The 11,400-nt window shown below is 60.9% G+C and carries 9 protein-coding genes; 2 read left to right on the forward strand and 7 right to left on the reverse strand.

Annotated elements, in window-relative coordinates; translation table 11 throughout:
- Positions 1 to 98 precede the first annotated feature (98 nt).
- Entirely contained in the window at positions 99 to 1,448 is a 1,350-nt protein-coding gene (locus ATI02_RS11940) for an MATE family efflux transporter (RefSeq protein ID WP_100846372.1), read from the forward strand.
- Here ATI02_RS11940 and ATI02_RS11945 read toward each other — a convergent pair.
- From ATI02_RS11945 to ATI02_RS11975, 7 genes are all read right to left on the reverse strand, one after another.
- Positions 1,442 to 2,317: an alpha/beta hydrolase gene (locus tag ATI02_RS11945; RefSeq protein WP_100846373.1), complete on the reverse strand. Its 876-nt coding sequence runs from the start codon at positions 2,315 to 2,317 to the stop codon at positions 1,442 to 1,444. The genes ATI02_RS11940 and ATI02_RS11945 overlap by 7 nt on opposite strands.
- Positions 2,318 to 2,329: 12 nt before the next feature.
- Complete coding sequence (locus ATI02_RS11950) at positions 2,330 to 3,124, reverse strand: DUF4123 domain-containing protein (RefSeq protein ID WP_100846374.1); 795 nt, start codon at positions 3,122 to 3,124, stop codon at positions 2,330 to 2,332.
- Positions 3,121 to 4,458: a type VI secretion system Vgr family protein gene (locus ATI02_RS11955; RefSeq protein WP_100846375.1), complete on the reverse strand. Its 1,338-nt coding sequence runs from the start codon at positions 4,456 to 4,458 to the stop codon at positions 3,121 to 3,123. The genes ATI02_RS11950 and ATI02_RS11955 overlap by 4 nt, the downstream gene beginning before the upstream one ends.
- Positions 4,459 to 4,691: 233 nt before the next feature.
- A complete protein-coding gene (gene speA, locus ATI02_RS11960) occupies positions 4,692 to 6,605 on the reverse strand; it encodes an arginine decarboxylase (protein WP_095188239.1) in 1,914 nt (637 codons plus the stop codon).
- A 220-nt stretch (positions 6,606 to 6,825) separates the two neighbouring features.
- Entirely contained in the window at positions 6,826 to 7,197 is a 372-nt protein-coding gene (locus tag ATI02_RS11965; protein ID WP_007914613.1) for a translation initiation factor Sui1, read from the reverse strand.
- Between the two features lie 187 nt (positions 7,198 to 7,384).
- Positions 7,385 to 7,942 carry an NUDIX hydrolase gene (locus ATI02_RS11970; protein WP_095188241.1) on the reverse strand — a complete coding sequence of 186 codons (558 nt, stop codon included), beginning with the start codon at positions 7,940 to 7,942 and terminating at the stop codon, positions 7,385 to 7,387.
- A 3-nt stretch (positions 7,943 to 7,945) separates the two neighbouring features.
- Positions 7,946 to 9,013: a DUF2333 family protein gene (locus ATI02_RS11975; protein WP_095188243.1), complete on the reverse strand. Its 1,068-nt coding sequence runs from the start codon at positions 9,011 to 9,013 to the stop codon at positions 7,946 to 7,948.
- A gap of 434 nt (positions 9,014 to 9,447) precedes the next feature.
- Between ATI02_RS11975 and gcbA the strand changes: the two genes are divergently transcribed.
- A complete protein-coding gene (gcbA, locus tag ATI02_RS11980; RefSeq protein ID WP_100846376.1) occupies positions 9,448 to 11,118 on the forward strand; it encodes a diguanylate cyclase GcbA in 1,671 nt (556 codons plus the stop codon).
- The last annotated feature ends 282 nt before the right edge of the window (positions 11,119 to 11,400 follow it).

Below are 11,400 nucleotides of genomic sequence, written 5' to 3' on the forward strand. Positions count from 1 at the left end.
GACAGACTTGACGCTTTCGCGAGCAGGCTCGCTCCCACAACGGATCCTGCTCAGGACCGGATGAGTCGCTACAATGCCCGCTCCCCCAAGGAGCCCGCATGTCCAACCTGATTGCCGACTGGCGCGACCGCCCGACTCACCGCAAGGTCTGGGCGCTCGCCGCGCCGATGATCCTCTCCAATATTTCCGTGCCGCTGGTGGCGCTGGTCGACAGCACTGTCATCGGCCACTTGCCCCACGCCCATCAACTGGGCGCGGTAGCGGTCGGCGCCAGCCTGTATACCGTTCTCGCTTGGGCCATGGGTTTTCTGCGCATGGGCACCACCGGGTTTGCTGCGCAGGCTGCCGGGCGCAGCGATGGCGCGGCGTTGCGGCAGATTCTGCTTCAGGGCTTGCTGCTGGCGATGGGGCTGGCGCTGGTGCTCGGCACCCTGGGTGTACCGCTGAGCGGCGTCGCGTTGCACTTCATGCAACCGTCAGCGGAGCTTGATCAGCTGACTCGCGACTTCTTCCACACCCGACTGTTCGGCCTGCCTGCCGCGCTGGCCAGTTATGCGCTGGTCGGCTGGTTCCTCGGCACCCAGAACGCGCGGGCGCCGCTGGCGATTTTGCTGACCACCAACCTGATCAACATCGCCCTCAATTTGTGGTTCGTCATCGGTCTGGACTGGGGCGTGGTCGGCTCGGCCAGGGCCTCGGTGATTGCCGAATGGAGCGGTGCCCTGCTCGGCTTGCTGCTGACCCGCAAGGCGCTGCGGGCCTATCCGGGACACATCGTTTGGGCGGCGCTAAAAGTGTGGCAGAGCTGGCACCCGCTGCTGGCGGTCAACCGCGACATTTTCATCCGCAGCCTGGCGCTGCAATCGGTATTTTTCCTGATCACGGTGCAAGGTGCGCGACTGGGTGATGCGACGGTCGCCGCCAATGCGCTGCTGCTCAACGGCTTGCTGCTGACAGCCCATGCCCTCGACGGTCTGGCCCATGCCGTCGAGGCCTTGTGCGGGCATGCCATCGGCGCCCGTGATCGCCTGGCCTTGCGCCGCTCATTGGTCGTTGCCGGTGGCTGGTCACTGATCGCCAGCCTTGGCTTTGCCCTGTTGTTTCTGCTGGCCGGGCATTTGTTCATCGAGATGCAGACCAACATCCAGAGCGTGCGCGACACCGCGTTCGTCTATCTGCCTTACCTCGCCGTGCTGCCGTTGATTGCGGTCTGGAGCTATCTGCTCGACGGCCTGTTCATTGGCGCCACCCGGGCGCGGGAAATGCGCAATGGCATGCTGCTCACCGTGGTTATGCTGGTGCCGTTCGCCTGGGCACTGCAAAATTTGGGCAATCACGGTCTGTGGATAACGTTCCTGCTGTTCATGGTGCTGCGCAGCCTGACCCTCGGTGCGCAAGCCTGGTGGCTCAAGCGCAACGACGGCTGGTTCGACGGCGATGCTCACTGAATCGGCGTGTGTTCAATGAAGCCGACCACTTGATCGAGCACTGGCGCCAGTCGCCGCAGTGGCCGCGATAACGTCGCGACCAAGGTGATGTGACTGGGCCGCGAATAGTAGAGATCCTGCACCGGCACCCCGACGGCGCGCAGTTTGCGTGCGAGGCCGCCGGTGTTGCGTGTCGGGTTGACCAGATCATCCTTGTTCGCCGCAATCAGCAACGCTGGTGGCGCCCCGCGACTGACATGGTTGATCGGCTGCGATTGCGGCGGCGAGTCCGGCCAGAAAAACACCGGACGCACTTCAGGGTTCTTGATCGGCAGAAAATCATAAGGCCCTGCCAGACCGATCCAGCCGCCAAGATCTTTGCGCGACATGCCCTGCTCGCCCAGCCACTGCGGGTCAAGCGCCAGCATCGCGGCGTTGTACGCGCCAGAACTATGGCCCATCAGATACAGCCGTTTCGGGTTGCCGCCAAACTCGCGGATGTGCGCCCTGGTCCACGCCACGGCTTGCGCGCCGTCTTGCAAAAACAGTGGATAACGCACCTGCGGATACAGCCGATAATCCGCCACCACCGCAACAATGCCGCGCGACGCCAGTGCCTCGCCAACAAACAGGTAATCCTGCCGCGCGCCGCTGTTCCAGCTGCCACCATAGAAAAACACTACGACAGGCGCATCGGGCAACGGCTGATTGGGTATATACACGTCGAGCTGCTGCCGGGGATCGGCGCCATAAGCGATGCCCGCCTTGCGCTCGAACGTGTCGCCAGGTGTCAGGGCATTGAGCACCTTCACCGGCGAACAGGCGCTGAGTAACAGCAGCACCAGCCCGCCAATCACTGTACCGAACCGTTGCCGCAAAGAACCTGCCATAGCTGCTGAACCTCAGGGTTGGTCGTTCTGCCAGCGCTGCCGCAAATACTCGATGCCCTCCTGCTGAGTCAGCCCCGCCGGCAGCGGCAGCAGAACCTCGTGCGGATGCTGCAAGCGTAGCCACAACCAGCTGTCGAGCATCGTCCGATCGCTGAAACCCAGCGCCAGACCTTGTTGGGCATGGGACCACATCAAGGGGTAAGTGACTCCCATCGATTGGCACCAGCGCCAGATGTGCTGTTCCAGCAGACAGGTTTGCAGACGCTCACGCTGACGGCGGCTTAGGGTTTCTTCGACCCCCAGCGGCTGGACCGCCAAGCGCGGATTGCGCAACTGTTGCCAGCCCTCACACCCGATCGCCCGGTCTGCCCAGGTTCCGCCGAACCAACGCAGTTGCTGAATTGGCCCGAGCCAGCGGCTCAGTTCCCGAACATCGCAGGCATCAAAGAAATAGCTGGCCGTCTGCCGATTATAGAAGCCCAGCAACGCGCGCTGGCTCAGGCCGAAAGATACGGTGAGCATGCGTCGCAAATGGCCAAGCAAGGCATCGGCGGGCGCGGCGCTTTCAAGCATCAGGCCACGCCAGGTCTGTGGATCGCGATGGCACAACGCGGACAACGCGGGGCAATTTTCAAGCTCGATCAACACCGGCCCCTGTTCACGCACCGAGGCAAACTCGGTGTCGTCAAACAGCCAGTAACAGCGCACGGTCGCGAAGCCCTGACGCAGCGTCTGCAACGCTTGTGGGGCATCCACGCTATCGAGTAACAGCCACTGCACAATGGGTTCGAGCGCCAGGTCGCTCATCTTGCCCCGCTCCGTTCAAGGGCGGTAATCAGCCGGCAGGTGCATACCGACTGCGCACAATGGGTAAAACTGCCACCCCCCGGAATCAGGCACAACAACAGCAAGGGTTCGGCCGACCGCAACAAACGCTGCAAACCTTCGTCGACGAGTGCTTGCGGCAGCCCCGACGACTCATCCTGATCTTGCGCCGCCGGTACCTGCAACACACCACTGATCATTGGTTGATCCGGATCACCTTCAAAAAAACTCACCACGACTTCAACGCCTTCAGCCAGAGCCGCCAATGGTGCTTCGGCTAGCGTCGGCGCCAGGGGTAACCAGCAATGGCTGGGGGCCGCGCCTTCGCCCTGATACAACCAGTCGAACTGCACTGCCACGGGCCGCTGTCGATCAGGACGCGGCTCGTCGACCGCCACCACCCAGGCCCGTTGCAAGCCATTCATGCGCCGCCTCCGAGGGGCGACCGCCGTTGCTGCCGGTAACCCTTGTTCCAGCGCAAAGATCCGGTTGCTGTAGGCAGGTTCCTGCAGTGCGTCGGCATGATGCTCGACGCGGGCCAGCAACCACTGGCGATTGCACTCGGCAAACGGATGGCCGGTCAACGCGAGCCACTGCCCGCTGCCCAGTTGCGGCAGATCGGTATGGCCTTCGGCCGTGCGCATCGGTTGCGAGTGGCTGGCAAAGGCTGGTTGCGTGTCTTGTATCTGCCATTGGCGAACACCCGGCACATCGTCACCGTCACGGGCAAACGCCGCTGTGCCGATTCTTGGCAACTGCGCCGGATCATCGCCGAACACCAGGCAATGTCCGTCACGCCGGTGCTCGAAGTAATAGTGGACCTGCGCCTTCGCGCACAAACGCTGGAGCAGTTGCAGATCCGATTCGTGATACTGCGTGCAAAACGTCTGGGGCGGATGCTCCCTGCTCCATTCGAAACGCCGCTGGGCAGCGACGATTCCGTGTTCCTTGAGCACCTGATCGAGAATCTGCGGCACCGAACGGCCACTGAAAATTCGTTGGTTGAAACGCAGCGCCAGACGACTCAATTTTGGCTCGAGCCGCACCCGGCATAACCGCGAGCCATTGCCGTGCTCATGCTGGACCAGGCTCTGCAACTGCCCGTGCACACCTTCTTGCGTCGCGCCGAAACAGAGGAGCGCCGAACGGTGCAGTAAACCGCCAAGGTCCAGTTGCGCATCGTCGATCAGCACATCGATCTCGAATGCAAAGGGCTCGCTGAGCGCCTCGTTACCGGTAAAAGCGAGGACTTCGAAGGGGTCGGACAGGCCCGCTACATCGAGACGAAACGACGGCTCGTTGGCTGGATCGAACATGGGCGGATCTCTACAGGAGGGGCGGCCGGGGATTCTCGCCGAGAGCCATGGCCGAGTAGAGTGCCGAAGTACAACTTAGGAAATGACCTACGCGAAAAGCAGACCGGATGACTTTTCTGGCTTGGATAGACGATCTATTCGCGGAAAGTTTAGGAGATGCCCTACCGGGTCATCCGAATTTCCCACAGCTTGTGGAAAAAATTCAGACAACCCGGCGGGATCGTTACCGGGTCTCAGGAAGACAGGTAGGAGGAGCGGGTCAAGCCCAGGCGCAAGGCATCGAGGAACTGCGTGCGCTCGCTGGCACTGATGCGGGCACTGGCGCACTTGTCGCGGTAGTGAGTCATCAGTTCTTCCGGCGACAAGTGCACGTAACGCAGCATGTCTTCGATGGTGTCGTGGGTTTCGATGCCGGCGTGATACACGCTGCCATCGGCGTTCTGATAGATGTTCACCGAGTCGGTGTCACCGAACAGGTTGTGCATGTCGCCGAGAATTTCCTGATAGGCGCCGACCAGGAACACGCCCAGCAGGTAGTCTTCACCTTCGTTCAGACCATGTACCGGCAGGCTGGTCTCGATGCTCTGCTCGTCGACGTACTGGTTGATCTTGCCGTCGGAGTCGCAGGTCAGGTCTTGCAGTACCGCGCGGCGCAGCGGCTCTTCGTCGAGACGGTGCAGCGGGATGATCGGCAGCACCTGATCGATCGCCCAGGTGTCCGGCAGGCTCTGGAATACCGAGAAATTACAGATGTACTTGTCGGCCAGCTTGTCGTTGAGTTCGTCGAGCACCTGACGGTGCGAACGCTGGCGCGCCTTAAGCGAGTTGTGCAGGCGACGGCAGACAGCGAAGTAGCACTGCTCGGCCAGGGCTTTTTCCGCCAGAGTGAGTTTGCCGTCGGCGTACTGTGCGGCCACGTCGCTCATGTAGTGGGTGGCGCGCCAGTAGGTTTCGGTGACCATTTCAATGTCGGTCGGGCCGAGCAGGTCAACCAGCCACTGCACGGTTTCCGGCAGGTTTTCCTTGTTTTCGATCAGCGGGATTTCGTCGTTGTGTTTCTCGACGTCGGTCACCTGCACCACCAGCATGGCGTGGTGCGCGGTCAGCGAGCGGCCGCTCTCGGAGAAGATGTGCGGGTGCGGCAGGCTCTGCGCGTCGCAGAATTCCTTGAGCATGCCGACCACGACACCGGCGTAATCGTCCATGTCGTAGTTGATCGAACTGGCGTTGCGCGAGTGGGTGCCATCGTAGTCGACGCCCAAACCACCGCCAACGTCAATGTGATCGACCGGCAGACCGAGGTTGCGCAACTCGCCGTAGTAACGGATCGCTTCCTTGAAGCCGTGCTGATAGTCGGCAAGGTTGGCGATCTGCGAACCCATGTGGAAGTGCAGCAGGCGAATGCCCTGATCCAGACCGGCGGCGCGGAAGCGCTCGACCACCGACAGCAGTTGCGCCGCCGACAGACCGAACTTGGACTTTTCACCACCGGTGTCCGCCCACTTCGACGACGCCAGCGACGACAGACGTACGCGCAGGCCGACTTGTGGCTTGACCTTCAGCGAGGCGGCTTCTTCGATCACCAGACCGACTTCGGATTCTTTCTCGATCACGATGAACACGTTGTGGCCGAGCTTCTGGCCCATCAGCGCCAGACGGATGAACTCGCGGTCCTTGTAACCGTTGCAGACGATGGTGCCGCCCTTCGGCGCCAGCGCCAGCACCGCCAGCAGCTCAGGCTTGGAGCCGGCTTCCAGACCGATGGAGACGTCCTGGGTGGCGATGATGTTCTCGATCACCGCTTCTTGCTGGTTAACCTTGATCGGGTACAGCGCGGTGTACTTGCTCTGGTATTCCAGACGCTCGATGTTCGAATCGAAAGCGCCGGTCAACTGGCGAACACGGTCTTGCAGGATGTCGGGGAAGCGAACCAGCAACGGCAAGGACAAACCGCTTTTGCGCAGTTGGTCGACTTGCTCGAACAGGTCGATAGGCGAGCTGCTCGGGCCGTTCGGACGAACTTCGACGCGACCGGCTTCATTGATCGCGAAATACCCGGCCCCCCAATGGCGAATCCCGTAAACACTGCGGCTGTCCGCAACTGTCCATTGGCTGCCATCGTCTTTACGTGTGCGTCGTACGGACATCGAAGTCCCCTATAAAGAAGTCATAGTGCGTTACCTGAAATGCAGGCTGGCGCAGTCTAAAGAATGAAAATGACGGTTCGTCAGCGCGGCGGTAGACCGCGCTGACCGCGTGGAGTTTAGAAACCGGTCATGAACAGGCTCTGTGAAAACCATGGAGACGACGCCGGACCCGAAGACATTCAGAACCGGATCAAGCCGCAGGTGGTTTTCACAGAGGCTGCTAGCCGCCGGACTTCTTCGCTTTGAAACCGTGCTTGATCAGTTCAGCCAAGAGTAGCTCGACATGATCGCCCTGGATTTCGATGATCCCGTCTTTCAACGCCCCGCCGGTGCCGCAACGTTTCTTCAACGTCGTCGCCAGCTCCTTGAGTGCGTCTTCGGCCAGCGGCACGCCGGTGATGGTCGTCACCGTCTTGCCGCCACGGCCCTTGCTTTCGCGACGCACGCGGGCAATGCCGTCCCCGGCCGGGATCACGGTTTGTTTGCAGATACAGGCGTCCACCGGCTTACTGCATTCCGGGCAATGACGACCTGCGTCGGTGGAAAATACCAGACCGCCCAGGGCGGCGAAGGATGCGGCTTTTTTGGCCACCGGCAATCCTCTTGGGAGGACAAAGACTGATCGCGACCTTGGGCAAGGTCATCGACCGCGAAGCCCCACTCAGGCAGGGGCAGCGCTACTGCACCGACGCTTCAACAAAAGCAGGCCAGTGCAGCTTGAAAAGGTCGCGCAGTGTAACGGCAAAAAACCCAATTGCTAAGTGCCAATCGGCGCCAATTTATGTGTTCTTTGCGACGTCGCTTTGCTGAGCCTTGAGATAGCGCTTCAATGCCGCCAGAGAGTCCGGGCAATAAGGCTTTCGCTCGATTTCCCGCATGACCTGCTCGACCGGGATAAAGCGCGCTTCGAGCACTTCTTCCGGCTGCAGTTTCAGCGGGCCATCCCACACCGCAGAAAACGCTGAGCACCACAGGCGATTGCCGGTGTCCTCAAAATAGAAATGGTCGTGAGCGGTGAGCTCAACGCCGCTGACGCCCAATTCCTCCTCCAGCTCACGGGCTGCCGACTCGGCATAGGTTTCGTCGGCCTGCACCATACCGCCCGCCGCCACGTCCCAGTAACCCGGGTAGATCGCCTTGCTCAAGGTGCGCCGATGCACGCAAAGCTCACCGGCGGAGTTGAACAGCATGATGTAAGTGCCGCGACCAATCAGCCCGCGTTCGCGCAAATCAGCGCGCACCAGAGCACCGAGCAGGTTGTCCTGCTCGTCGACCCAGGCGATCTGTTCGGCATCCGAGGCGGCGCGATGCGCTGCCTCTTTGGCGTTGTGGCTCATTAATCAGCCCTGATTGAGCAATTGACGCAAGTCGATGACGGCGGCGTTGGCCCGGGAAATATAGTTGGCCATCACCAGCGAGTGGTTGGCGAGCACACCGAAACCGCTGCCGTTGAGAATCATCGGGCTCCAGACCGGCTCTTGCGAAGCTTCCAGCTCACGAATGATCTGACGCACGCTGACGGTGGCGTTCTTCTTCGCCAACACGTCAGCGAAGTCAACTTCGATGGCGCGCAGCAAGTGCGACAGTGCCCATGCCTGGCCGCGTGCTTCGTAGAACACGTTGTCGATTTGCATCCACGGGGTTTCGACGACTTCTTCGTCAACCTGCGGCACTTCGCCCACCGCTGGAACTTCGGTTTTCAGCGCGGTGTTGAGCTTGACGCGGCCGACGCTGGCCGACAGCCGTTGCGACAACGAACCCAGACGGGTGCCGACATCGCCCAGCCAGTTGTTCAGATTGTCGGCGCGGGCGTAGAACAGCGCGTTTTTCTGCGCTGGATCAGACAGGCGCGCCTGGTAGCGGCTCAGGGAATTGATGCCTTCCTGATATTCCGACTCGCTGGACGGCAGGATCCAGCTCTTGTTGTCGAAGTTGAAACGCGGCTCGGCCTTGGCCAGATCGGCGTCTTCCGCCGACTGCGATTGCGAGCGGGCGAAGTCTTTGCGCAAGGCACGGGTCAGGTCGCGAACCTGCACCAGCACGCCGTATTCCCAGCTCGGCGTGTTGTCCATCCACAAGCCCGGCGGGAAACGGTCGTTGGAAATATAGCCGCCCGGCTTGTCGAGCAGGGTGCCGGCGACGGTTTTCAGGGTTTCGACCGTGGTGTAACCGAGCACCATTTGTTTACCTTCTTTTTCGGCGGCCGCCTGGGCGTTTTGCGCCACCGGAAACAGCGCCGGTTCCTGGCTCCAGTACCAGCCCAGGCCGATGGTCACCAGCAGATAAATACCTATGAGCGTGGCCAGCGCCCGGCTGAACAGCAGCCCGCCGACGTAGCTGCGGGTGGCCGACTTGGGCTCGGCGGCACGTTCAGGCGCGCTGCCCGCGCGGTTTTTCCAGTCCAGCATGGCGATATCCTTTCAATCACTTGGGTTCAACGGTTCGACCACAACCATACAACAACGTGCCGAGGCCGGGCACCCGCGAGTATAGATAAGCCGCAAATCGCGCGGGCAGATGTCGCATCTGTCAGAACTAAGGGAATCCCCGATACCACCTTCCCTGAACTGCAGGCTCAGGATGTGGAAAGCCATCGCAAAGCGGATTCACTACGCTTGAGCGCACGACGCAAAAAACTCACCAAAACTCACTCAGCCTCCCGATAAAGCCCCTGCACACAGGCACTTGACCGACGAACAGGCCATAAACAAAACCATTCGGTCAGAAACTGAATGGTGACGCATTGCAGATTATTGACGCGCGACACTCGTCTAAGGGAAAAGAGGTGCTAGCATAGAGCCACCAGTCGATCTCAGCATGCAGCCTAACTAGTAGTCAGGATATGACCGAGCCAGAAGACCCCAGCCGTGAGCGTCTCAAGCACCACTTTGCCCAGCGGGTAATTCATCAGGCACGTCAGATTCTTGAGATATGGCAGCGCCTGCAACGCAGTGAATGGTCCACCGTCGACCTCGCCGAATTAAGCGAGGCCAACCTGCGCCTGCTGCGTTTTGCCGAGCGTTTCGAACAGCCCGAACACACGTATCTCGCACGCCATATCAGTCAGTCACTGGAAGCCGTGGACGCCAATCGCGGACGCCTCAGTAGCGGTCTGATCACCGACCTCAACCGCTTGATGCAGCGCTTGTCGCGCACCGGCCTGCGCCATGGCGACCAACTCGACCAGACCTTCCTGCCGCCACTGCGCAAACCGATCTACGTGATGTTGCAGGACCACGACCGCGCCGAGCGCCTGGCCAAGCAACTGGAATTCTTCGGCCTGAGTGCCCAGGCGCTGGACAGCGTGGCGGCGTTTCGCTCGTCGATGGTCGAGCGCCTGCCCGCCGCCATCGTCATGGACGTGGATTTCAGCGGTGCCGGCGTCGGCCTGAAACTCGCCGCCGAAGCTCAGGTCGGTCTGGAAGAGCCGCTGCCGCTGCTGTTTTTCAGCCTGCACGAAACCGACACGCCGACGCGTCTCGCCGCGGTGCGCGCCGGTAGCCAGGAATTCCTCACCGGCACCCTCGAAGCGTCGAGCCTGCTGGAGAAGATCGAAGTCCTGACCTGCGTCGCCCAGTACGAACCGTATAAAGTGCTGATCATCGATGATTCCCGCGCCCAGGCCTTGCACACTGAACGCCTGCTCAACAGCGCCGGAATCGTCACCCGCACCCTGATCGAACCAATTCAGGCGATGGCCGAGCTGGCGGACTTCCAGCCGGATCTGATCATCCTCGACATGTACATGCCAGCCTGCACCGGCACCGAACTGGCCAAGGTGATCCGCCACAACGACCGCTATGTCAGCGTGCCGATCATTTACCTGTCGGCCGAGGACGATCTGGATAAACAGCTCGACGCCATGAGCGAGGGCGGCGATGACTTCCTGACCAAGCCGATCAAGCCACGGCATCTGATTACAACGGTGCGCAACCGCGCCGCCCGTGCGCGTAACCTGAAGGCACGCATGGTGCGCGACAGCCTCACCGGTTTGTACAACCACACGCACATCCTGCAATTGCTCGAAGACTGCTCATTCCGTGCCCGCCGCGAGAACAAGCCGCTGAGCTTTGCCATGCTCGACATCGACCACTTCAAACGGGTCAACGACAGCCACGGCCACCCGATGGGCGACCGCGTGATCAAGAGCCTCGCGCTGTTTCTCAAGCAGCGTTTGCGCAAGACCGATTTCATTGGTCGATATGGCGGCGAAGAGTTCGCCATCGTCATGCCGGATACCGATATAGAAGCCGCGCATAAAGTACTCGACGAGATCCGCCAGCGCTTCGCCGAAATCCATTACCCGGCGCAGCCGCAGGATTTATGGTGCACCTTCAGCGCCGGTGTGGTGGAGATGCACGACGACTGCGACAGCCTGATGATGGCCAGCCAGGCCGACGAGGCGCTGTACCGCGCCAAGGGTGCCGGACGCAATCGGGTGCAGACCGCACGGGACTCAAAGCAAAGTGCCACTTTTTCATCAGAATCCACCGATTCGGTCATAACCCTGTAACAGAACCGCAATAAATTCAGGCGCTTACCATTTCTGCCGTTGGTAGCCGTCATGCGCCTGAAGTTGCTCACCAATCTCAATACTTTGCTGCTGGTCGCCGTGTGCGTGGCCCTGGGTGCCACGCTGTGGTGGTCGCAAAAAGCCCTCGAACGCCCGTATCTGCTGATGGAGCGTTATCTGGGGCTGTCGCAGCAATTTCAGAACGAGGTGGCGCGTAACGTCGAGGACTACCTCGCCAGTGGCGATGCCCTGCGCCTGAGCAGTGCCAGTCAGGCCATCGCC

It is taken from the genome of Pseudomonas baetica, assembly GCF_002813455.1.
In the GTDB taxonomy this organism is placed as follows: Bacteria; Pseudomonadota; Gammaproteobacteria; order Pseudomonadales; family Pseudomonadaceae; genus Aquipseudomonas; species Aquipseudomonas baetica.

Coding starts and splice junctions, on each gene's coding strand:
- ATI02_RS11940 (WP_100846372.1), top strand. CDS start 99: ATGTCCAACCTGATTGCCGACTGGCGCGACCGCCCGACTCACCGCAAG.
- ATI02_RS11945 (WP_100846373.1), bottom strand. CDS start 2,317: ATGGCAGGTTCTTTGCGGCAACGGTTCGGTACAGTGATTGGCGGGCTG.
- ATI02_RS11950 (WP_100846374.1), bottom strand. CDS start 3,124: ATGAGCGACCTGGCGCTCGAACCCATTGTGCAGTGGCTGTTACTCGAT.
- ATI02_RS11955 (WP_100846375.1), bottom strand. CDS start 4,458: ATGTTCGATCCAGCCAACGAGCCGTCGTTTCGTCTCGATGTAGCGGGC.
- speA (WP_095188239.1), bottom strand. CDS start 6,605: ATGTCCGTACGACGCACACGTAAAGACGATGGCAGCCAATGGACAGTT.
- ATI02_RS11970 (WP_095188241.1), bottom strand. CDS start 7,942: ATGAGCCACAACGCCAAAGAGGCAGCGCATCGCGCCGCCTCGGATGCC.
- ATI02_RS11975 (WP_095188243.1), bottom strand. CDS start 9,013: ATGCTGGACTGGAAAAACCGCGCGGGCAGCGCGCCTGAACGTGCCGCC.
- gcbA (WP_100846376.1), top strand. CDS start 9,448: ATGACCGAGCCAGAAGACCCCAGCCGTGAGCGTCTCAAGCACCACTTT.